The following is a 22,850-nucleotide window of genomic DNA, read 5'->3' on the forward strand; positions in this document are numbered from 1 at the left end:
TTTACATAATTAACCGTTTATAAACAATTTACCTGTTAATAAACCTGTATAACTTTTAATAAGTTAAAAAAATCCGAAGAATAAATCTTCGGATTTTAGACAAAATTATAAACTATGGGAAGTTGTTTATTTGTACACGCCCATATCTAAATATTTTTCCATACGATCTTTAACCAAATCTTCTGGTGATAATTCTTTTAATTCTTCGTAAGAACTTTTTACTGTCTTTTTTAAGGTCTTAAACATCTTGTCCTTATCGCTATGCGCACCGCCTAAAGGTTCTTTAATTATAGAATCTATAACTTTTAAGCGTTTTGCATCTTTAGCGGTTAGTTTTAAAGCTTCGGCGGCTTGTTCTTTATGATCCCAACTTCTCCATAAAATAGAGGAACAATTCTCGGGAGAAATTACCGAGTACCAAGAATTTTCTAACATCATTACTTTATCGCCTACGCCAATTCCTAAAGCGCCACCACTGGCGCCTTCTCCAATTACAACTACAATAATAGGAACTTTAAGTCGTGTCATTTCCATAATGTTACGAGCAATAGCTTCTCCTTGACCGCGTTCTTCGGCTTCTAAACCCGGATATGCGCCCGGAGTATCGATAAAAGTAAGCACAGGTAAATTAAATTTTTCGGCAGATTTCATCAATCGTAAAGCTTTTCGGTAACCTTCCGGACTTGCCATCCCAAAATTCCTGTACTGGCGAGATTTGGTGTTGTAGCCTTTTTGTTGTCCGATAATCATATAGCTTTGGTCGGCTATTTTCCCTAAACCACCAACCATAGCTTTATCGTCTGAAGCATTTCTGTCTCCATGCAATTCTAAAAAGCTATCGCCACAAATACCTTTAATATAATCTAAGGTATACGGACGGTTAGGATGTCTTGAAAGTTGCACCCGTTGCCAAGAAGTAAGGTTTTGATAAACTTCTTTTTTGGTTTCTTTTAGTTTCTTTTCTATTTGCTTGCAGGTATCCGAAACATCTACAGAGCTATCGACTCCTATTTTACAAGCCTTGTTATATTGTTCTTGGAGTTCTTTAATGGGTAGTTCAAAATCTAAATATTCCATAAATATCCTATGGCTTTAAGTTTTTACAGCTTACAAATATATAAAACTGTTTGATTACACAGCATTTTTTTAATTTAGAATTTTATGCTATTAGCGTCTTGCCCGTCGCAATAAAATTACTGCTAAGATACCAAAAACTATATTAGGAAACCAAACGGCCAATAAGGGTGAAAAAGTAGATTGCTCTGCAATGGTACCAAATACCTTATCGAAAAAAACAAAAATAAAAGCTATAGAAATTCCTACTGCCAAATTGGCTCCCATCCCACCGCGGCGTTTCATTGCAGAAACCGAAACGGCAATAATGGTTAAAATATAGGCAGAAACCGGCAAACTCCATCGCTTGTAAGCCACTACCATATAGCGGTTAATATTTCCGGAACCCCGGCGTCTTTCTTGCTGAATAAAATCGTTTAACTCAAAATAATTTAAGGTTTCGGCTATATAAGAAACCGGCGTAAGCGCATCAAACTCAAAAGGTAAAATAGTATCTATTTTAGATTTGGTTATTAATTGGTCTTTTCTTTGGCCAATAATGCGCTTATCGTAATTATAAAGACTGTAGGTAGAATCTTCTTCATTAAATTTTAAACGGTTTGCGCTAATTTTAAATTTTAATTCATTGCCCTCAAAATGTTCTAAAGTAAAATTGGTGGCAGTTTGAGTTTTAGGTCTAAAGTTGGTAGCATAAATAAATTCGTTATCGTTTATCTGCCTATAGACATCTTGCGTTTCTTGGGCGGTTTTTCCACGTTTTAAGTATTTGTATTTAAACTCATTAAAACCTTTACTTGCCTCGGGAGCCAAATACATACTAAACACTAAAGCTGCAATACAAACCAAGGTAGCACCAATTAAATAAGGTCTTAAAAACCGGTTAAAGGAAACGCCTGAACTTAGAAAGGCTATAATCTCTGTATTGTTGGCTAATTTTGAGGTAAACCAAATTACCGATAAAAACAAAAACAACGGAAACAACAAATTAGCAAAATATACCGTAAAATCTAAGTAATACCAAGCTACTTCTATAAAAGGAACTTCATTGGCTAGAATTTTATCTATTTTTTCAGCTAAATTAACAGTAATCCCAATAGGAATAAAAAGTAACAGAAGCGTCACAAAAGTGCCTAAATAGCGTTTTAATATGTACCAATCTAATATTTTCACCTATAAACGTTTATCCATTTGTTTAACCATTTTATCTTTCCAAGTGGCAAAATCGCCTGCTAAAATATGTTTTCTGGCTTCGCGCGTTAGCCAAAGATAAAAACCTAGGTTATGAATACTGGCAATTTGCCTGCCAAGCATTTCGTTTACGGTAAATAAATGCCTAACGTAAGCTTTAGAATACTCGGTATCTACCCAAGTTATACCCATCTCATCGATGGGAGAAAAATCGTCTTCCCACTTTTTATTTTTTATATTTATGGTCCCGTGCGCGGTAAACAACATCCCGTTTCTACCGTTTCTGGTTGGCATTACACAATCAAACATATCTACTCCCAAAGCAATATTTTCCAGAATATTAATCGGTGTTCCCACGCCCATTAAATAGCGTGGTTTATCTTCCGGCAAGATAGCATTTACCACCTCTGTCATTGCATACATTTCTTCTGCGGGTTCGCCAACAGATAAGCCGCCAATTGCGTTTCCTTCTGCGCCGGCATTGGCAATATATTCTGCAGATTGTTGACGCAAATCTTTATAAGTGCTGCCTTGTACAATAGGAAACAAAGCTTGTTGGTGTCCGTATAAAGGTTCTTTCTTAGAAAAATGATTTATACAACGGTCTAACCAACGATGCGTTCGGTGCATCGAGTTTTTTGCATATTTATAATCGCAAGGATATGGTGTACATTCATCAAACGCCATCATAATATCGGCACCAATTTTTCGTTGGGTGTCCATTACATTTTCCGGGGTGAAAACGTGGTAAGACCCATCTATATGCGATTTAAATTTCACGCCTTCCTCGGTAATTTTTCTTCTGTCAGAAAGCGAGTAAACTTGATAACCACCACTATCGGTAAGAATATTTCTGTCCCAATTCATAAATTTGTGCAAGCCACCGGCTTTTTGCAAAATATCGGTTTGTGGTCGCAAATAAAGGTGGTAGGTATTACCTAAAATAATATCGGGATTAATTTCTTGCTTTAATTCTTTTTGATGAACGCCTTTTACCGTAGCAATGGTCCCAACGGGCATGAAAATAGGGGTTTCTATTTTGCCGTGATCGGTTGTAATTGTTCCTGCACGGGCTTTAGATTGTTTATCGGTAAGCTTCAGTTCAAACTTCATAGGCGTGATTAAAAGTTGCAAAGATACATAATCCGTTTTCAAAATAAACAGCAAATAATAACAAGCATTAATTTGTCTGTTTAAAAATCTGAGTTCGACCTTAAAAAAATCGTGTCAGTAGAATGGACTGTCTCTTTAAACTCTCTCTCCCCATCCCCAGCCCTTCCCTGAGGGAAGGGAGCAAACTTTTGAAAGTATACAAAACAATATTACTCGGATTGAGAGCTTTTGAACCTTTTTTAGCATAGAATCTAACTCAGATTTAAAAGCTTTATAAAAATGCTTTACGGAAATTTTTGTGACAAAAACTTGGGAATTTTAGTTTCACTTTACGGAAAAAGAACAAGCAAATCTTATAAAATAAAGCTATTTTCAATCTAATATTCCGTAAAAAACACGAAAATTTAGCTTAGCCGATAAAACTATTTTTAGTAAAAGAAGATATATTTTTTTACGCAGTAATCGTATAAACATCCCATTATAAAGAAACAAAGGCATAAATAAATTTTACCTAATTTAGCAGCAACAATCTATAAGTTTCCTAAAATTTTTCTATTTTATTAGCGTTTTATAATTTCCGTAAAGGAAGCAAAACCACATTACTAACAGAAAATTTTTTTTAGCTTTTAAATAAACTTACTTTTGCGAGAAGACAGATTACAAACCTATTTAAACACTATGTCACAAACACAACAACTGGAAGATTTTGTAACACAAGTTCGTAGAGATATTTTACGGCAAGTACACGCGGTAAATTCGGGCCACCCAGGGGGTTCTTTAGGATGCGCAGAGTTTTTTACCGCGCTTTACCAAAAAATAATGGACTATGACACCAATTTTAATATGGATGGTAAAAACGAAGACCTCTTCTTTTTATCTAACGGCCATATTTCTCCGGTGTTTTACAGCGTTTTAGCTCGAAGCGGCTTTTTCCCTGTAAAGGAATTAAATACCTTTAGAAAAATAGACTCCCGTCTACAAGGACACCCAACCACACACGAAGGTTTACCGGGCATTCGCGTAGCCTCCGGCTCTTTAGGGCAAGGAATGTCTGTTGCAATTGGTGCCGCACAAACCAAAAAATTAAATAAAGATTCGCATTTAGTTTATTCTTTGCATGGCGATGGCGAGTTGCAAGAAGGTCAAAATTGGGAAGCTATAATGTATGCTGCTGCCAATAAAGTAGACAATCTTATATCTACAGTAGATTTAAACGGCCAGCAAATAGATGGCTCTACCGATACGGTTTTACCCTTAGGAAATTTAAAAGACAAGTTTGAAGCTTTTGGCTGGGACGTTTTAGAAATACAAAAAGGCAATGATATAGAAGCCGTAATAAAAGGTTTAGAAGAAGCAAAAACACGTACCGGCAAAGGTAAACCGGTTTGTATTTTGTTGCATACCGTAATGGGAAATGGCGTAGATTTTATGATGCACACCCACGCTTGGCACGGAAAAGCGCCTAACGACGAACAACTCGAAACCGGACTATCACAAAACCCGGAAACTTTGGGCGACTATTAAAGAAAGCGGATTTAAAAATTTTAGAAGAAACAAGAAATGAAAAAATACACAGATACAGGAAAAAAAGATACCCGTTCAGGATTTGGTGCCGGTTTAGAAGAACTGGGCAAAACCAACGAAAATGTGGTAGCACTTTGTGCAGACTTAACCGGATCTTTAAAGATGGATGCGTTTAAAGAAAACCATCCCGAACGCTTTTTTCAAGTAGGAATTGCAGAAGCTAATATGATGGGAATGGCGGCCGGAATGACCATTGGTGGGAAGATTCCGTTTACCGGAACTTTTGCCAACTTCTCTACCGGGCGGGTTTACGATCAAATAAGACAAAGTATTGCTTACTCCAATAAAAACGTAAAAATTTGTGCTTCGCACGCCGGATTGACTTTGGGCGAAGATGGCGCAACCCATCAGATTTTGGAAGATTTGGGCTTGATGAAAATGTTACCGGGAATGACGGTTATCAACACCTGCGATTATAACCAAACCAAAGCCGCAACTTTGGCAGTTGCAGAACACGAAGGACCGGTTTATTTACGATTTGGCCGACCAAAAGTAGCCAACTTTACGGAAGAAAATCAAAAGTTTGAAATTGGGAAAGCCGTACAATTAACCGAAGGACAGGATGTTACTATAATAGCCACCGGCCATTTGGTATGGGAAGCTTTACAAGCAGCTGAAGCTTTGGAAAAAGATAATATTAGCGCTGAAGTGATTAATATTCACACCATAAAACCATTGGACAAAGAAGCCATTTTAAAATCGGTTGAGAAAACCGGTTGCGTAGTTACTGCAGAAGAGCATAACTATTTAGGAGGCTTAGGCGAAAGTGTAGCACGGGTTCTGGCGGAAAATATGCCTAGTCCACAAGAATTTGTTGCTACACAAGACACCTTTGGCGAAAGTGGTAATCCGTTAGAATTGTTAGATAAATATGGTTTAAACGCCAAAGCAATTCAGCAAAAAGTAGAAAAAGTTATAAAACGAAAATAAGTTGATTATGAAGAAAGTATTTTTTCTCGGAATAGTATTTTTAGTTTGCAGTAATTTAATGCTTGCCCAGTCCGGCGAAACCGGTTTTGGTATAAAAGCAGGAATAAGTCATAATACCAATGGCGAATTAAAAGATTTAACTGAAGGCGAAACCTACGACGCAGATGCGGCAGTAGGTTATCACGTTGGTGTTTTTGGTACCATTGATTTACCTATAATCTATTTACGTCCCGAATTGATTTATACCAAAACCACCAGCGAATATGATGGCGCAGATTTTGAAATGGATCGTTTAGATGTTCCGGTTTTGGTAGGTATAGAAGTAATTGGACCACTACACGTTTTTGCAGGTCCTAATTTGCAGTATATTTTTAATACCGAATTAGGAAACCTAAACACAACCGATCCAAAAGACGACCTCAGCATAGGTCTTCACGCCGGACTTGGCGTACAATTGGGAAGATTTGGTATAGATGCGCGTTACGCCCGCGGGTTTAACGATAACGAGATTGGTATTATAAACGAGGATGTAGGGAACACGCCAACCCTACAAACTTTAGACACCAAAGCAGAAGAATTGATTATTAGTTTATCGTATCAATTTTAAGTAGAAATTGTTTTACATTAACCGAGATGGTTTGTTTATCCCATCCCCAGCCCTTCCCCGAAGAAGGGAGTAAATCTTTAATAAAAAAGGATTATCCGGTTGGGTAATCCTTTTTTTTGCTTCAATACAATGTTTCATTTAAATCTCTTCCGTTTATTATACGACATTGCAAAATCAAATTAGCACTAAAACCTAAGAGGTTATTATTTTAATACTTACATTTACTCTTCTAAAGCTAAATCCGGAAGTAATGATAAATATATGGAAACGGTAAGAAACAATCAAAATTCAGTAGAAAGCTTATGGAAAGATTTCTTAAAAATCAATCCCAATAACCGAATAAAAGAAACACCCATATCTTTTTATTTTTGCGATAATAAAAAAGATGCTGATGAATGTGCTGAATTAGTGGTTAAAGGAATAAAACAGGCTACTGCCACTTCTTTATGGTGGTTTGAAAAGAATAAGGAACCACTTCCCAAAGTGAATGACCAATATATTGTAACCGATTGGGATGGAAATGCAAAAGCGATAATTGAAACTATCAAAATTGAGCACGTTCCTTATAATAAAATCACCGCAGAATTTGCAGAGACAGAAGGAGAAGGAGATAAATCTCTTAGTTACTGGAAAAGCGTTCACAAAGCTTATTATAAAAGAGAAATGGAAGCTTACGGAGAAAAGTTTAATGAAAATATGATTATTATTTGTGAATATTTTAAAACACTATATGCTATAGCAGCATAATAAACATAGTAAAAAGATACTAACCAAATATAGGCTTCTCTTTACTAACAGAAAATATTTAAGAAATAACACCTCGCTATTTCCACAACATCTCTATTAAGCGAAAAATTAAAAAACTGCCTAAAGAATTTAATCCAAAGACAGTTTTTGTTTTTAAAAGAAAAGCAGCAAGAAATTAATTTCTGGTCAAACGCTTATATTTAATTCGTTTTGGCATTGTTTCGCCACCCAAACGTTTCTTTTTATTTTCTTCATAATCAGAAAAGCCACCTTCAAAGAAATATACCTGTGAGTCACCTTCAAACGCTAAAATGTGCGTACAAATACGGTCTAAAAACCAACGGTCGTGCGAAATTACTACTGCACATCCGGCAAAGTTTTCTAAGCCTTCTTCCAAAGCACGAAGTGTGTTAACATCCAAATCGTTAGTTGGCTCATCCAGTAATAAAACGTTGCCTTCTTCTTTTAGCGTCATAGCCAAATGCAAACGGTTTCTTTCTCCACCAGAAAGCATATTTACTTTTTTATTTTGTTCGCTTCCGCTAAAATTAAATCGGCTTAGGTAAGCTCTGGAGTTTACTTCACGTCCGCCCATCATTACCAATTCTTGTTCGTCGCTAAAGTTTTGCCAAATGGTTTTCTCCGGATCAATATCTGCGTGACTTTGATCTACGTAAGCTATTTTTGCGGTCTCCCCTACTTTAAACTCGCCTTTATCTGGCGTTTCTTCGCCCATTATCATTTTAAAAATGGTGGTTTTTCCGGCGCCGTTAGGACCAATAACCCCAACAATACCGGCTTGTGGCAATTTAAAGTTAAGATCTTCGTACAATAATTTGTCGCCAAAAGCTTTGCTTACGCCATTGGCCTCAATAACGTTGGTACCCAAACGCGGACCGTTGGGAATATAAATTTCCAACTTCTCATCCATTTGTTTTTGGTCTTGGTTAAGCAACTTATCGTAGTTATTTAAACGTGCTTTTTGTTTAGATTGGCGACCTTTGGGAGCCATTTTTACCCATTCTAATTCCCGCTCCAAAGTTTTTTGACGTTTAGAAGCAGCTTTCTGCTCTTGCGCCATTCGTTTAGATTTTTGTTCTAACCAAGAAGAGTAATTTCCTTTCCACGGGATGCCCTCGCCGCGGTCTAATTCTAAAATCCAACCGGCCGCATTATCCAAGAAATAACGGTCGTGGGTTACGGCAATTACGGTTCCTTTATATTGCTGTAAATGGTGTTCTAACCAATGTACCGACTCTGCATCTAGGTGGTTGGTTGGCTCATCCAGCAACAACACATCGGGTTCCTGCAATAACAAGCGGCAAAGTGCCACTCGTCTACGTTCTCCCCCAGAAAGTACGCTTATCTTTTTATCAGAGTCTGGGGTGCGCAACGCATCCATCGCAATTTCTAATTTCGTATCTATTTCCCACGCGTTGGTAGCATCTATTTTATCTTGCAAAACAGCCTGGCGATCCATTAATTTTTGCATTTTATCGGCATCCTCATAAACTTCCGGCAAACCAAACTGATCGTTTATCTTGTTGTATTCGTCCAAGACTTCTACCGTTTCGCTTACCCCTTCTTTTACCACTTCCAACACGGTTTTATCTTCGTCTAATTTGGGTTCTTGCTCCAACATTCCAACCGAATATTCTTTCGAAAAAACCACATCGCCTTGGTAGTTTTTCTCTTTTCCTGCAATAATATTCAGCAAGGTAGATTTTCCTGAGCCGTTAAGCCCCAAAATACCAATTTTAGCCCCATAGAAGAAGCTTAAATAAATGTTTTTCAACACCGGGGTATTGGCGTTTTTGTAGGTTTTTGTAACTCCAGACATGGAGAAAATCACTTTTTTATCGTCTGCCATTTTTATTGTTTTTAAAATTAATTTGGGCGTTTCCCCCGCACAAAAAAAGTGCAGGGGCCGCGCTATTCGCTATATCTTTTTATTTTTTGAAAAAGACAAAAAACAAAAAGGATGCCGCTACTATCGCTAACGCAAATATCTGAAAAATAATAATGGTAAAGTATTAAAAGTCCTTAGAAAAACATTGCGTATTTTTGAAGCTTGGTTAAGCAATCAGATACGATGGAAAAACAAGAAAATAAACAAACAGAAAACGGCCTAAAATTGCTATATTTTTCAGCAAAAAACTGTAGCGTTTGTAAAAGTCTTCGTCCAAAAATCAAGCAAGAACTAGCAGAAAAATATCCCAAAATAAGCTTTACCGAAATACCGGTAGAAAAACACCCAGATTTAACCGCTAGTTATATGGTATTTAATGCGCCCACTATTTTGCTGCTTATAGACGGAAAAGAATTTCTTAGAAAAGGTGGCAATCTGAGTTTACAGGTGTTTTTTAAAGAAATAAACCGACTTTATGATTTATATTTGAATGATCATTAATGGTCGATCAAAAAACTTGCTCTTAAAATTAAAAATTGTAATTTTTAATAAAATTTGTTTGTTCATTTTTTTCATTGCCAAATCCCGAAGCGTCGGGAGAACCAATCCCCAACTCTAGTTGGGGACTAGGCTTAACCGAACTTTGCTAAAAATTCCCCTCGTTACGGCGCAAACTAAAGGTATTCGCCGGTTTTCAGAAATTTTTAAAGCTCAAAGCTCTTACTTGTGTCTATTCAATTTTTTACGGCTGGCGCTAGTTTGCTTAACCCTCCACTCATATCATTTTTTTGTGCATTACTCTCGTCATTCTTCCTCGTCGTATGCAAGAACTTCGCTTAGGCCTTTAAAAAATAAAAATTGTTAAAGCAAAGTGTCATACTATAAAATCTCTCAAGCCTTTTTGCTATTTTTGACGTGTCATTCATTTTAATTAATTTAATCGGACGCAAGTATATTTGAATGATAATTAATGGCCAAACAACGTCGTTTAGATGAAAAAAGTAATGAAAATCAGTTCAAAACAAATATTTAAAATTTTATTACTTTTAGGTACAATTGTCTCCCTGTATTTTGTTCCTTGGCCAATTGTATTCGCTTGGATAAAACCACTACCAAACACGGTTCAAGAACAAGTAGATAAAGCTGCAGAATATGGTTTTGACGGTATAATTGTTTGTGTAAATTCAAAAGAAAATAAAACCGAATTTTACACTTCGGGTTATAAAAACAGAGAAAACAAAATCCCAGCCGATCCTAATTCATTATTTAAAATTGCCAGTGTTAGCAAATTATACAATGCAGTAGCGGTTGCCAAATTGGCGCGGGACGGTAAATTATCATTAACCAAAACACTTGCAGACTATTTACCCGAATTGAAAGGTAGAATAGAAAATGCCAATAAAATAACCATAAAAATGATGGTTCAACATCGCAGCGGCATTCCAGATTTTACTCGCACCCACAATTATTGGGTGCATCCAAAAGAAACTAAAGACGAACAACTTGCTTTGGTTTTAGATAAACCCGCTAACTTTAAACCAGGTGAAGAGTATGGATATTCTAATACAAATTACTTGTTACTGGGAAGAATAATGAACCGGATTCTTGGTTATAATAAATTTCAATATATACAAGAGGGAATTTTAAAACCATTAAATCTAAAACATACATTTGGTTCTATCAAAGATGTAAATTTAGAGGAGGTAATGAGCGGATATTATATAGGCTATGATGCCGATTTAAAAACGGATAATGTTGGTTCATTTATAGCAACAGCAGAAGATTTAAGTAAATTTATTCGCGCCTTAAACGATGGCTCAGTATTTAGAGACAAGAAAGAACAAGCAATATATACGTCTCTCTATGAATATGAACATACCGGTTTAATTCCCGGGTATCAAACTATAGCAAAATACCATAAAGACCTAGACGTCGTAGTCATACAATTTACAAACACGGTAAATTTTGATGGTTATAATTGGAACATGTCAGAATTAATGTACAACCGAATTGTCAAAATATTGAGAAAAGAAAAATAGACGCTTCTCCGTTATAATGCATATTTCGAAACTCGCTTTCTAAGCTTAAAAAGTTTTCGACTGCGTTCAAATTGACATTTTTAATCACTTTGAAACACTGCTTATCAAGTAAATAAATATATTATTTTTTATACAAACCTCTAAAAAATCAAATACTTACAAGCCTTACCTAAATAAAAAATAAAGCATTCAACCTATAATAATTTTGTACTTAAAACGATTAATAAATCCCCAGCAGTCGGAGTAAAATTACTAGTTGGTCGCTGTGGTAAGCATTGTGTTCTATAACCAATCCTATCTCCCGCAATAAAGAATGTTTTTTAGTGCTGGTTCTTAACTAAAATCTAAGTATAGAAGAAAAATTAAATAAAAAATCCTTATTTTTGATAAAACTGTAATTAATATATTACAATGGATAAAACTGCTCAAATAAAAAGCAACTTGATTGCACGAATAAAAGATTCTGAAGACATTCAGTTCTTAAAAGCCTTACAGACTATATTTGATACGTCTGAAAAAGCTCTTTATGCGTTATCTCCGGAGCAAGAAGAATCCATTTTAATTGGCAGAAAGCAAATAAAAAACGGTCAATTCTCTAGTAATGAATCTGTAATTTCGGAAATGAAAGAATGGCTGGTAAAAGAATAATCTGGTCGGCTATAGCCAAATCAGAATTAAAAAACACACTTGCGTTCTATACTAAAAGAAATAAATCTGCGACATACAGTTTAAAGCTTCTTGCAGAAATAGAAGATTTATTAAAAACCTTGGCCCACAATGAGTTTATTGGGCGTTTATCTTCCAATAAAAAAACCCGGATAATACCTATAAAAGCCTATTTAATTTTATATGAAATAAAAAAAGATAGTATCCAGATTGTTTCATTTTGGGATAATCGGCAAGAGGACAAAAAATTTAGATTATAAAATTATATCCAATAAAAGCTCAAGTAAAATAAATAAGACTAGTTTTCGATCACTCCCAAAAGTCGGAGTAAAATTACTAGTTGACCGCCATGGTAAGCATTGTGCTCTATAACCAATCCTATCTCCCGCAATAAAGAATGTTTTTTAGTGCTGGCTACAGGTTGTAATAAATCGGTTTCTTCTTTTTTCAGTAAAGCAATAAGACTTTTTTGGGTTTGTTCAAACTGGTTTTTAAGTTCTTGCCATTCTTTTTCACTATCCGGAGCTTTAGATTTCGGCCAATAATCTTCCGGCCAACTTGGTGCCGTATAGTTTTTCTTCGTGCAATAATTTAACAGGTCTTTTTGGGTAATGCAGATATGATAAATACAGAATACGGCAAGTTTGCCGGACGTATTTCTAATTTATCAAAAGTTATTTTTGGTAAAAGTTTAGAAAGACGCACAAAAGCTTCGCCTCCGTTCAAATGACTAATCAATTGTTGTTTTATGGCTTTATTATTTTCTGCCAATTTACTTTTACACCCTTCCTTTTAGCGCATTAAAAACCCAAGCAATAGCAAAAAATCCAATGCCTACCGCTGCAAAACCATAACCTGCTACTTCGTTATATCTAAAAGCGCCTAAAGCTATAAGGGCAACCCCAACTACAATCATTATAAAAGTAGCCCAAGCCAGTACGGTATTTTTATTCATTGCCATAAGTTTGTTTTAGGAATTTGGATTTACAAAAATACAATCAATTTCTACAATAATCCAATTTTATAGCTGCACTTTAGCAGGAATAAAGGTGTATTTTTTGTATTTTCGTCGCCATTGCGTTGGTTTTTTACAATGCCAAAGTACTAATCTTATAATTTTAATGCATGGATATAAAATTCAATAAAAACGAAGATTACAATAAATTACTGGTAGCAGACCTTAACAGTAAGCTTAAAAAAGTAAAGTTGGGCGGTGGCGAAAAACGCATCGAAAAACACCACGATAAAGGTAAAATGACCGCCCGCGAACGCATAGATTTCTTGGTAGACGACCCAAAAGATACTATAGAAATTGGTGCTTTTGCAGGAGATGGAATGTACGAAGAACATGGCGGTTGCCCCAGCGGCGGCGTTGTAGTAAAAATAGGAAAAGTTTCCGGCCAACAGGTAATTGTGGTTGCCAACGATGCAACGGTAAAAGCCGGCGCTTGGTTTCCTATTACCGGTAAGAAAAACTTACGCGCGCAAGAAATTTCTATAGAAAATCGCTTACCAATTATTTATTTGGTAGATAGCGCGGGGGTTTATTTGCCTATGCAAGACGAGATTTTTCCGGATAAAGAGCATTTTGGTCGTATTTTTAGAAACAATGCGGTAATGAGCAGTATGGGCATAACCCAAATTGCAGCTGTTATGGGAAGTTGTGTTGCCGGCGGCGCTTACTTACCCATTATGAGTGACGAAGCCCTTATTGTAGAAAAAACAGGAAGTATTTTTCTTGCCGGAAGTTATTTGGTAAAAGCGGCCATTGGCGAAAGCATCGATAACGAAACGCTTGGCGGGGCAACCACTCACTCTGAAATTAGTGGCGTGACAGATTATAAAGCAAAAGACGATAAAGATGCGCTGACAAAAATTCAGAATATTATGGATAAAATCGGGGCACCGGAATCTGCCGGTTTTAACCGAAAAAAATCCGTAAAGCCAAAATTAAATCCCGATGAAATTTTTGGTCATTTACCGGCAAAACGCAGCGATCAATACGATATGATGGAAATCATTAATAGGCTGGTAGATAACTCTGATTTTGAAGAATATAAAGCCGGTTATGGTAAAACCATTTTAACCGGATATGCAAGAATAGACGGTTGGGCTGTAGGAATTGTAGCCAACCAACGTAAAATTGTAAAAACCAAGAAAGGAGAAATGCAATTTGGCGGGGTAATCTATTCAGATTCTGCAGATAAAGCCACGCGTTTCATTGCCAATTGTAACCAAAAGAAAATTCCCTTGGTGTTTTTACAAGACGTTACCGGGTTTATGGTTGGTAGCAAAAGTGAGCACGGCGGTATTATAAAAGACGGCGCAAAAATGGTAAATGCAGTAAGTAACTCTGTAGTGCCAAAATTTACGATAGTAATAGGAAATTCTTACGGCGCGGGCAATTACGCTATGTGCGGAAAAGCTTACGATCCAAGATTAATCGTAGCTTGGCCAAGTGCAGAATTGGCGGTAATGAGCGGTAATTCTGCCGCAAAAGTTTTGTTACAAATAGAAACCGCTTCCTTAAAGAAAAAAGGAGAAACCATCACCGAAGAAAAAGAAAAAGAATTATACGATAAAATCAAAGCTGGTTATGACGAGCAAATAAGTCCGTATTATGCAGCAGCCCGAATTTGGACAGACGCCATTATCAATCCGTTAGACACCAGAAAATGGATTTCTAAGGGAATTGAAGCCGCAGACCACGCTCCAATTGAAAAAGATTTTAATATGGGCGTTTTACAAACTTGATTTTAAATAGAGTTTTGTTAAAACAAGCGTTTTAAAATAGTACATAAAACTTTTTAAAACGCTTGTTATAATTTACAAAGAGAATGAAAAATTTATTTTTAGCATTTATAATTTTATCGCTTGTAGGTTGTAACGAGCAAACCAATCATAACTTAAAAGACCTCAACTTTTATATTGAAAGTTATAAAGATTTAGACAGCTTAGAGGTTTCTGATGTTAGTAATTACGAACAATACCGTTTAACAGATTTTGAAGATCCTTATTTATCGCTAGACTTTAAACGCAAAATAAATGATCTTTATACAGTGGTATTTTATGCAGGAGAAAAAAAATATATCAAGCGTTTATGGTTAGACGGCAATCAACCGGTTATAAGTGTAAACTTTGATAAAAGTATAGAAATTGACAGCGTTAAGAATTCTTCTCTTTATTATCAAGTATCAGATTATAGCAAAAAACTAGGTAGACTGTACGAAAGCAAAACCGATGATGAAAGCATCAATGCTTTTTTACTGGCAGAAATAGAAAAGCACATAAATTCACCCTTTTCTTTTTCTGTAGCTCAAATTTATAAGTTTCGGAATAAAAATGATACCCGGCAATTAAAAAAATTACAGGACCTATTGGCCAAGCAACCGGACAGCTTGCACCGTCACAGCCTATATCAATCCATTAAAAAAGATTTACCGTAAAAAATTTTCTATGCGCTTAGCTTATTTTTTATTATTTCTGGTGTTTGCTTCTTTTGCAGAGGCGCAAGTCCTTAGCAACAAAGAAACCTATACCCGGGCAGATACACTTCGCGGTTCTTTACGCGCCGAACGCAGTAATTTTGACGTTTTAGAATACGATTTAAGCGTAAAAGTAGAACCAAACAAAAAATTTATTAGCGGTAACAATAAAATACGTTTTAAAGTTTTAGACTCGCTTCCGCGGATGCAACTCGACTTATTTGCCAATATGCAAGTCGATTCAATTATATATAAAAATCAGAAATTGATTTTTGCACGTGAGTATAATGCTGTTTTTATAGATTTTCCTAAAGCCCTAAATCCAGGTAATATAGAAGAAGTCAACTTTTACTTTTCGGGTAAACCGAAAATTGCCAAAAACCCACCTTGGGACGGCGGTTTTATTTTTAACAAAGACAAAAACGGAAAAGATTGGGTAAGCGTAGCTGTACAAGGCACCGGCGCCAGTTTATGGTATCCTAACAAAGATCACCAAAGCGACGAACCGGAAACTACCGAAATTCATTTAATTGTTCCAGAAAATCTAATGGGAGTTTCTAACGGAAGGTTAACCGGCGAGCAAAATTTAAAAAACGGTTTTAAACAGTTTGATTGGCTGGTAAAAAATCCTATCAATAATTATAATATAATTCTTAACGTAGGCGATTATATGCATTTTTCTGACCAATACAAAGATTTAGATTTAGAATATTATGTGCTTTCCTATAATTTAGAAGCCGCCAAAAAACAATTTGAGCAAGTAAAACCTATGATGGCTTGTTTTTACGAAAAATTTGGACCTTACCCCTTTCCGGAAGATTCATATAAACTGGTTGAAAGTCCGCATTTGGGAATGGAGCACCAAAGTGCAGTAGCTTATGGCAATGCTTTTAAAAACGGGTATATGGGACGTGATTTGTCCGGCACCGGAATTGGTTTACGTTGGGATTTTATCATCATTCACGAGTCTGCCCACGAGTGGTTTGGGAATAGTATAACCGCTTCGGATATTGCAGATATGTGGATTCACGAAAGTTTTACCGCTTATTCGGAAGCTGTATTTGTAGAATGCCAGTGGGGTAAAGAAGATGGCTTAGCCTACACTCGCGGTACGAGAAGAGGCATTGCCAACGACATTCCTATAATTGGCGATTATGGCGTAAACAGTGAAGGTTCGGGCGATATGTATTATAAAGGTGCCAATATGCTAAACAACATCCGCAGTGTGATAAACGACGATGCTAAATGGTGGCAACTTTTAAAAGATTTTCATACAGAATTTAAACACCAAATAACCAATACCAAAGAAGTAGTAAACTTTTTTGAAAGTCGGACGCAGGCAGAGTTAACGCCTATTTTTAATCAGTATTTACGATATACCCAAGTTCCGCAGATTGTTTTCCGTAAAGAAAACGGTAAAATACAATACCGATGGGAAGCTAAGGCAGAAAACTTTGAAATGCCGTTGGATCTAAAACTATATGGTAAACAAAAACGTATTTATCCAACCAAAGAATGGCAAATCTTGGCTTCCACAACAGATTTGGAAAAAATTGAAGTTGATTTAGATAGGTTTTATGTAGAAGTAAAGAAAAATTAAAATTAGCAAGCTTGTTTGTAAGCTTCACGACGCTATCAACCTGCAGGGTTTCCAAAACCCTGTAGGTTTTTTTATCGCGTTTGCCTACGTTAGCGCTCGATTTTAAAAATTGTTTTATTATCAGCGTTTAAAAGTAACATCTAAATTTTCTACACCACGAAAAGCATTCTTTTTGAGATACCTACAGGGTTGGAAAAACCCTGCAGGATATTTTAGAAGGTCATAAAGTATTCTTTTGGATATACTTACAGGGTTCGAAAAAACCTGTAGGAAGAATTTGGATGTAAACTAGTTTTTAAACAAGAATTCTGCTTATTTCAACTAGATTTCTTATATTTAAGCAGATTAGTTCCTAAAAACAAACCTATGTTTAAACGAAATTCCACTGCAATACTAGTTATACTTGCAATGTTTTTAATTGTACTTAATTACGATTTTGCAAATATTAGTTTTCAATCAAATGATTTTTGGCTATCCCTTGCGGCAGGCATAATTTTAATTGCTTCTGCTGTTTCTATTTTTATCAACGAGTTTAAAAATAATTAGAATAGGTATTTACTGTTTGGTTCTTGTTTCGCCTACGCTAGCACTCGATTTATAGAGTGGTTTATTATCAGCGTTTAAAAATATTCTTATGACTTAAAAAGTAATCTTTTTAAGATACCTACAGAGTTCGAAAAACTTTTTTAAACAATGTGCTAGCGCCTGTCTGTAACGCGTGGTTTATAGGTAGTAATGCTAAAATGCCGGTTTAAAATAGTTTCTAGATATTTTTTTTAAATAAAAAATATGCGCTTTTGAACATACCTGCAGGGTTTCCAAAACCCTGTAGGTTTTTTTACCGAGTTTGTCGGCGTTAGCGCTCGATTTTTAAAATTGGTTTATTACCAGCGTTTAAAAATAACATCTACAGTTTGCTACACCACGAAAAGCATTCTTTTTGAGATGCTTACAGGGTTGGAAAAACCCTGCAGGATATTTTAGGAGGTTGTAAAGGTTTTTTTAAAACGTTTTAGCGCTCGTTTGTAACGAGTGCTTTATTATGATCGAGCGTGTTTAAAATAGCTTCCATATACTTTCTATTCAGGAAGAAGTGTTCTTTTTGAGATACCTACAGGGTTGGAAAAACCCTGCAGGATATTTTGGAAGGTTATAAAATTTTTTAAACAACGCGCTAGTGCTCGTTTTTAACGAGTCTTTTATTGTTCAATTTTTTGGATTGTTTTTGGGCGGTTTATTTTCCCGGTGTGGGTTTCTTCAAAAGTTTTTAACCAGATAATCGCTTTGGGGATTTCGTACTTTTTAAGCGAAGGCAATTCTTTAATTTTATTTTCTAAATTGTTTTTATTTTCTTTCTCTGGTAAACCTTCCATAAATAAAACAACTTTTTCTCCTAAATCTTGATTGGGTAAACCTGCAATAAAAAACCGACGACTCAAAATTTTAGACAATTTGCGCTCTACTTCTTCCGGATGAATTTTTACCCCGCCTGAGTTAATCACATTGTCTGCGCGACCTTTCCAATAGAAATGCTGTTTATCTACCAATTCAATCACATCGGTGGTTTGTATTTTACCAGGGTTTACTTTTGGGGCATAAATACACAAGCAGTTTTCTTTATTTTGACTTATTTCTACGTTTGGCAAAACCGTAAACGGCACTTCTTCTTTTGCTTGTTTATGGTTTACTTTTTTGGCGGCAATATGCGTAAGCGTCTCGGTCATTCCGTAAGTTTCGTAAATAATAGTTGAAACCTCTTGCAATTTTTTCCGTAAAGAAGTAGCAATAGCGCCGCCACCAATAATGAGTTTTTTTATTTTGTAGAGGTTTTTTAGCGAGCGCGCTACTTGAAAAGGCGTCATTGCCGCAAAATCATAGGTTTTATCTACATTTTTTAACGGATTGCCGGCCGGCGTATATGTGTCTAATTGCCAGCCCAAATGCATAGCTCGTACCAACATTAATTTTCCTGCAATATAACTTACCGGCATACAGAGAATAGCAGTTGTTTTGGGTGGTAAGTCAAAAAAATTGCCAGTTGCTTCCGCGCTGTTTAGCATTTGTTGCTTACCGACTTCTATTTTTTTTGGCGTGCCGGTAGAACCGGAAGTTTGCACTAAAATAGTATCTTTTTCATTCAGAAAATCTACAATAAAACTACCTGTTTCTTGTTCAAAAACCGTGTCTGCATTAGATAACTCTTGCGCAAAATCCAACAAGTTTTTTTCGGAATAGATTTTTCCGTTAAGCTTAAATTCCGGATGCACTTTAAAATTCATCGTCCAGTTTATTTTTCGTTTCCACGGAAGGGATTGGTTCTATTTTACCAAGCAATCTTTCTTTCCAATTGTCCCATTTATATACCTTGGCCATTATCCATAAAAACAACGGATAAATAATAAACACCGGCAAAACCACCTGAAAACCGGCCGAAGGCTCCGAAACATCTTTTAAAATAGATTCCGATTGGAAGGCCGTCCAATCTGCTGTTACCAACAAAATGCCTATCAAATTATTCCCGGCGTGAAAACCAAGGGCGAGTTCCATTCTATCGTCCATTAAGGTTATAATTCCTAAAAACAAACCGGTTCCTATGTAAAACAACATTACGGTGTTTCCCAGCTTCCCAACTTCCGGATTAAAAAAATGCAAACCGCCAAAAATCAGCGAAGTCATTAAAAGCGGAAACCATCTATTTTTGGCTAACATTCCAAAACCTTGCATTAAATAACCTCTAAAAACGTATTCTTCCAGACTAGTTTGAATGGGAACCATAATGACCGCAATAACCAAAAGAATTAAAAATGGCACTAGTTGAAAGTTGACCACATAATCTTCCGGGTTAGAGTTATAATCCATAAAAGTGGTTACAACCGTAAAAATCGCGATAAGCGAAAAACCGAATAAAATACGTTTTATATCTAACTTTTTCCCAGGGCTGGTCAAGGTTCTAAACGGTTGTTTATGCAATACTCTTAGAGCAAGATACAAGCCTACAAAGCCTACGGCAAAAGAGAGAAGCAATAAAAAAGTTAATAAATTAGGCGGTAATCCCGCCATTAATTCTTTTTGGGTTTTCCCCAACATATTACCGTTTTCCGAAAAAAACAGCGCGACCCCCAAAGGAATTTGTCCAATTGTGGAAGCTACGATAACCATTAAAGAACCAATTAAATACCGCCAAAAATCGTGGGCATACTTTTGTGTTTGTGCTATAAACATTAATTAATAATAGATTGTAAATCCCAGTTTTTTTGAGGATTATAGGTTAGAAATTCTTTTTTCACCTCTAAAGGCGCGGTGATATTATTGGTATATAAACTGCCTGTACCCAAGCCTTGCGGTAAATTAGTATCTTTTTGATAAGTAAATTGCGCAATAGCATTTAGCCCAATATTACTTTCTAAAGCGCTGGTAATCCACCAACCAATTTTATGCTTTTCGGCGGCGTTTATCCACTCGTCAGAAGCTGCAAAACCGCCCACCAAACTTGGTTTTAAAATTATATATTGCGGCTTTATTTGGGTTAAAAGTTGCTCCTTTTCGGTTTTATTTACAATGCCAATCAATTCTTCATCCAAAGCAATTGGTAAGGGTGTTTCTTGGCAAAGTCTAGCCATTTCTTCTGCTTGGTCTTGTTTTATAGGTTGTTCAATGCTGTGCAAATCCAATTCGCTTAAACGCTTTAATTTTTCTAAAGCTTGGTCAGGATGAAAAGCGCCGTTTGCATCTACGCGTAATTCTATCGCTTTCGCGGAAAATTCTTTTCGAATGTATTGCAGCAATTCTACTTCTTTTTCAAAGTCTATTGCGCCAATTTTTAGTTTGATACAATGAAAGCCTTGTTCTATTTTCTCTTCAATTTGCTCTTTCATAAAGCTTTTTTCTCCCATCCAAATCAAGCCGTTAATTGGAATTTTCGCTTTTCCTTCCGTAAAGGCTGAAGGAAATAACTGCATAGGATTTTCTGCTTTTAAGGATTGTAAGGCCATTTCCAATCCAAACTGAATAGAAGGGTAATGTCTTAATTCTTGCAAAAGTTCACCTTTATCTCGCTGAATATTTTTACAGAGCCACTGCAATTTTTGTTCATAATCCGGCTTATCGTCTATGCTCAACCCGCGTAGAAGTCCGCACTCGCCTATTCCAATTTTGTTATTATCCCGTAAAATCAAAAACCAGGATTCTTTGGTATGCAGAACGCCCCGGGAAGTTCCGCTGGGGCGTTTAAATTGTAAGTTATGTTGTTTGTAAGTTGCTTTCATATTTAGACTTCGATACTTTGACCAATTTCCGGCAATAATAACTCTTTATTTTTCATTTCGAATTTATCTTTGGCTAATTTATGGTCAATTTCTATAAAACCAAAAGTATCGTAATGACAACCTAAAATCCGATTGCACTCAATATACTCGCTTGCGATAATAGCGTCGTCTACGCCCATTGTAAAATTATCGCCAATTGGTAAAACGGCCAAATCTAATTTGGTTCGCATTGGGATAAGTTTCATATCCATTGTTAGCGCTGTATCGCCGGCAATATAGATATTTCTCTCTTTAGTTTCTATCACAAAACCGCCTGGTTGTCCGCCATAGCTACCATCCGGAAAAGAACTGGTATGAATAGCGTTTACATATTTTACCGTTCCAAAATCAAATTTCCATTTCCCGCCGTGGTTCATTGGGTGCACTTCAAAACCTTTTTCTTCGTAGTGGTTAGCAATTTCAAAGTTGCTAATAATGGTTGCTCCTGTATTTTTTGCAATAGCTTCTGCATCTAAAATATGGTCTTGGTGCGCGTGGGTTAGGAGAATATAATCTGCTTTTATTTTATTGATATCTATCTTATCTTTTGCAAGATCGTTTCCTGTAATAAACGGATCTACAACAAGGTGGGTTCCTTCTGTCTCTATTCCTAAGGCGTTTTGCCCATAAAATATAATTTTCATAAGGTATCTTTTTAAATGTGGTTGCTCTGCTGAAAGTAAAAAAATTGTATTGAATTTCTTAAAAATTCACAAGAAAATAACAGTTTTTAGTCCCTGGCTTTTCCTTTCAAATAGGTTTCTGGTGTTAATATAGCTAAACCACTTTTTTTGAAATCTTTTATATTTCTGGTTAGAATAATAGTTATCGTGCTGTTTTGAGCGGCAGAAAAGTTTTGTAAGGCATCTTCAAAATCTTTAAACTCCGAATTAAGAGCTTCCAAAACAACGTCTTTATTCATTTCTGTGATTTCTATTATGCTTAAAAGCTGTTTAATTTTTTCTATTACCAACTGATGTTTTGCCGTTTTTCTTAATAAATAATACACATTGCAAATTATAACCGGTGTTGTAAATCCGTTTATCTTTTTCTCTTCGCAACGATTTAAAATTTCTGTGGCAAATTCGGCAAAAGGTTCACGGTCAAAGAAGAAATCTAATATTACATCCGTATTGATTAAAACCTTATCCATTATAAATATTTTTCTTCTAAGCGGTTTCTAAGTTCTTTCTGATAGTCCATGTTTTTAGGCATTTTAAACGAACCTTTTAAAGATTTTACGATAGGGTTTAATTTTTTTGATTCTCTATGCTTTTCTTCTTTTGTAAGCGTTTTTAGGTAGTTTTCAATAATATCAGATAAACTTCTGTTTTTATCTTTAGCGTACTTTTTAGCTCTTTTAATAACTTCTTGCTCTATTGTTAAAGTGAGTTTTGTATTCATTTCCAATGCCTTGAATGATTAATAAAACAAAGGTAAAGATTTATATTATTGCACGTGTAATTTTTTATCTAAAAACACGTCCTCCCTAGCTTATTGCTACTTAGCATTATAGATGCCGCCATATATTACGTATTTATTTAGTTAATAACCAGCATTTTGAAGTTAGTGAATATGTCAGTTTGAGATTCACTACAAAAAAA

At 35.8% G+C, this 22,850-nt stretch carries 24 protein-coding genes; 11 read left to right on the top strand and 13 right to left on the bottom strand.

The features are described 5' to 3' along the window. Positions 1-126: 126 nt before the first annotated feature. The 3 genes from FKR84_RS12255 to tgt form a co-directional block, all read right to left on the bottom strand. On the bottom strand, positions 127-1,077 hold the full coding sequence (locus FKR84_RS12255; protein WP_141422610.1) for an acetyl-CoA carboxylase carboxyltransferase subunit alpha: 951 nt from the start codon (positions 1,075-1,077) through the stop codon (positions 127-129). Positions 1,078-1,167: 90 nt separating this feature from the next. Further along, positions 1,168-2,244 carry an LptF/LptG family permease gene (locus FKR84_RS12260; RefSeq protein WP_141422611.1) on the bottom strand — a complete coding sequence of 359 codons (1,077 nt, stop codon included), beginning with the start codon at positions 2,242-2,244 and terminating at the stop codon, positions 1,168-1,170. Then, the gene (gene tgt, locus FKR84_RS12265; protein WP_141422612.1) at positions 2,245-3,375 is read right to left on the bottom strand and encodes a tRNA guanosine(34) transglycosylase Tgt; all 1,131 of its coding nucleotides are present in this window, start codon (positions 3,373-3,375) and stop codon (positions 2,245-2,247) included. A gap of 678 nt (positions 3,376-4,053) precedes the next feature. On the opposite strand from tgt, the gene FKR84_RS12270 reads away from it, so the two are divergent. From FKR84_RS12270 to FKR84_RS12285, 4 genes are all read left to right on the top strand, one after another. After that, positions 4,054-4,899, top strand: coding sequence for a transketolase (locus tag FKR84_RS12270; RefSeq protein WP_141422613.1), 846 nt, complete (start codon positions 4,054-4,056; stop codon positions 4,897-4,899). Positions 4,900-4,935: 36 nt separating this feature from the next. After that, complete coding sequence (locus tag FKR84_RS12275; RefSeq protein WP_141422614.1) at positions 4,936-5,889, top strand: transketolase family protein; 954 nt, start codon at positions 4,936-4,938, stop codon at positions 5,887-5,889. Between the two features lie 7 nt (positions 5,890-5,896). Further along, on the top strand, positions 5,897-6,496 hold the full coding sequence (locus FKR84_RS12280; protein WP_141422615.1) for an outer membrane beta-barrel protein: 600 nt from the start codon (positions 5,897-5,899) through the stop codon (positions 6,494-6,496). Between the two features lie 261 nt (positions 6,497-6,757). Continuing rightward, on the top strand, positions 6,758-7,243 hold the full coding sequence (locus FKR84_RS12285) for an ASCH domain-containing protein (RefSeq protein WP_141422616.1): 486 nt from the start codon (positions 6,758-6,760) through the stop codon (positions 7,241-7,243). Between the two features lie 175 nt (positions 7,244-7,418). On the opposite strand, the gene ettA is transcribed toward FKR84_RS12285, so the two are convergent. Further along, positions 7,419-9,113, bottom strand: a complete 1,695-nt coding sequence (gene ettA, locus FKR84_RS12290) for an energy-dependent translational throttle protein EttA (protein ID WP_141422617.1) — start codon at positions 9,111-9,113, stop codon at positions 7,419-7,421. A 222-nt stretch (positions 9,114-9,335) separates the two neighbouring features. Between ettA and FKR84_RS12295 the strand changes: the two genes are divergently transcribed. The 4 genes from FKR84_RS12295 to FKR84_RS12310 all read left to right on the top strand — a co-directional run bounded on the left by FKR84_RS12295 (position 9,336) and on the right by FKR84_RS12310 (position 12,117). After that, complete coding sequence (locus FKR84_RS12295) at positions 9,336-9,653, top strand: thioredoxin family protein (RefSeq protein WP_141422618.1); 318 nt, start codon at positions 9,336-9,338, stop codon at positions 9,651-9,653. Positions 9,654-10,144: 491 nt separating this feature from the next. Then, positions 10,145-11,191 (top strand): serine hydrolase domain-containing protein, encoded by a 1,047-nt coding sequence (locus FKR84_RS12300; protein WP_141422619.1) that lies wholly within the window; start codon positions 10,145-10,147, stop codon positions 11,189-11,191. A 411-nt stretch (positions 11,192-11,602) separates the two neighbouring features. Next, entirely contained in the window at positions 11,603-11,839 is a 237-nt protein-coding gene (locus FKR84_RS12305; RefSeq protein WP_141422620.1) for a hypothetical protein, read from the top strand. Beyond that, the gene (locus FKR84_RS12310; RefSeq protein WP_141422621.1) at positions 11,821-12,117 is read left to right on the top strand and encodes a type II toxin-antitoxin system RelE/ParE family toxin; all 297 of its coding nucleotides are present in this window, start codon (positions 11,821-11,823) and stop codon (positions 12,115-12,117) included. Before FKR84_RS12305 ends, FKR84_RS12310 begins: the two co-directional genes overlap by 19 nt. 38 nt (positions 12,118-12,155) lie before the next feature. Here the strand turns inward: FKR84_RS12310 and FKR84_RS13420 are convergent, their stop codons facing one another. The 3 genes from FKR84_RS13420 to FKR84_RS12320 are packed head-to-tail and all read right to left on the bottom strand — an operon-like array spanning position 12,156 to position 12,812. Beyond that, complete coding sequence (locus FKR84_RS13420; RefSeq protein ID WP_317129115.1) at positions 12,156-12,521, bottom strand: DinB family protein; 366 nt, start codon at positions 12,519-12,521, stop codon at positions 12,156-12,158. Beyond that, complete coding sequence (locus FKR84_RS13425) at positions 12,449-12,628, bottom strand: hypothetical protein (RefSeq protein WP_233357765.1); 180 nt, start codon at positions 12,626-12,628, stop codon at positions 12,449-12,451. Before FKR84_RS13425 ends, FKR84_RS13420 begins: the two co-directional genes overlap by 73 nt. Positions 12,629-12,635: 7 nt before the next feature. After that, positions 12,636-12,812 carry a CAL67264 family membrane protein gene (locus FKR84_RS12320; RefSeq protein WP_233357767.1) on the bottom strand — a complete coding sequence of 59 codons (177 nt, stop codon included), beginning with the start codon at positions 12,810-12,812 and terminating at the stop codon, positions 12,636-12,638. A gap of 170 nt (positions 12,813-12,982) precedes the next feature. On the opposite strand from FKR84_RS12320, the gene FKR84_RS12325 reads away from it, so the two are divergent. The 3 genes from FKR84_RS12325 to FKR84_RS12335 all read left to right on the top strand — a co-directional run bounded on the left by FKR84_RS12325 (position 12,983) and on the right by FKR84_RS12335 (position 16,942). Beyond that, positions 12,983-14,611, top strand: coding sequence for an acyl-CoA carboxylase subunit beta (locus tag FKR84_RS12325; protein ID WP_141422623.1), 1,629 nt, complete (start codon positions 12,983-12,985; stop codon positions 14,609-14,611). A gap of 83 nt (positions 14,612-14,694) precedes the next feature. Continuing rightward, positions 14,695-15,303, top strand: coding sequence for a hypothetical protein (locus FKR84_RS12330; protein WP_141422624.1), 609 nt, complete (start codon positions 14,695-14,697; stop codon positions 15,301-15,303). 10 nt (positions 15,304-15,313) lie between these two features. Next, a complete protein-coding gene (locus tag FKR84_RS12335; protein ID WP_141422625.1) occupies positions 15,314-16,942 on the top strand; it encodes a M1 family metallopeptidase in 1,629 nt (542 codons plus the stop codon). 1,199 nt (positions 16,943-18,141) lie between these two features. On the opposite strand, the gene FKR84_RS12340 is transcribed toward FKR84_RS12335, so the two are convergent. From FKR84_RS12340 to FKR84_RS12365, 6 genes are all read right to left on the bottom strand, one after another. Beyond that, positions 18,142-19,221 (bottom strand): AMP-binding protein, encoded by a 1,080-nt coding sequence (locus tag FKR84_RS12340; RefSeq protein ID WP_141422626.1) that lies wholly within the window; start codon positions 19,219-19,221, stop codon positions 18,142-18,144. Next, positions 19,211-20,164 carry a CPBP family intramembrane glutamic endopeptidase gene (locus FKR84_RS12345; protein ID WP_141422627.1) on the bottom strand — a complete coding sequence of 318 codons (954 nt, stop codon included), beginning with the start codon at positions 20,162-20,164 and terminating at the stop codon, positions 19,211-19,213. The genes FKR84_RS12340 and FKR84_RS12345 overlap by 11 nt, the downstream gene beginning before the upstream one ends. Next, positions 20,164-21,207, bottom strand: a complete 1,044-nt coding sequence (menC, locus tag FKR84_RS12350) for an o-succinylbenzoate synthase (protein ID WP_141422628.1) — start codon at positions 21,205-21,207, stop codon at positions 20,164-20,166. The genes FKR84_RS12345 and menC overlap by 1 nt, the downstream gene beginning before the upstream one ends. A gap of 2 nt (positions 21,208-21,209) precedes the next feature. Continuing rightward, positions 21,210-21,890, bottom strand: a complete 681-nt coding sequence (locus tag FKR84_RS12355; protein WP_141422629.1) for a metal-dependent hydrolase — start codon at positions 21,888-21,890, stop codon at positions 21,210-21,212. Positions 21,891-21,976: 86 nt separating this feature from the next. Beyond that, on the bottom strand, positions 21,977-22,399 hold the full coding sequence (locus FKR84_RS12360) for a type II toxin-antitoxin system VapC family toxin (protein ID WP_141422630.1): 423 nt from the start codon (positions 22,397-22,399) through the stop codon (positions 21,977-21,979). Further along, positions 22,399-22,650 carry a DUF6364 family protein gene (locus tag FKR84_RS12365; protein ID WP_141422631.1) on the bottom strand — a complete coding sequence of 84 codons (252 nt, stop codon included), beginning with the start codon at positions 22,648-22,650 and terminating at the stop codon, positions 22,399-22,401. Before FKR84_RS12365 ends, FKR84_RS12360 begins: the two co-directional genes overlap by 1 nt. Positions 22,651-22,850 lie beyond the last annotated feature (200 nt).

It is taken from the genome of Haloflavibacter putidus (assembly GCF_006546625.1).
Lineage (GTDB): Bacteria > Bacteroidota > Bacteroidia > Flavobacteriales > Flavobacteriaceae > Mesonia > Mesonia putida.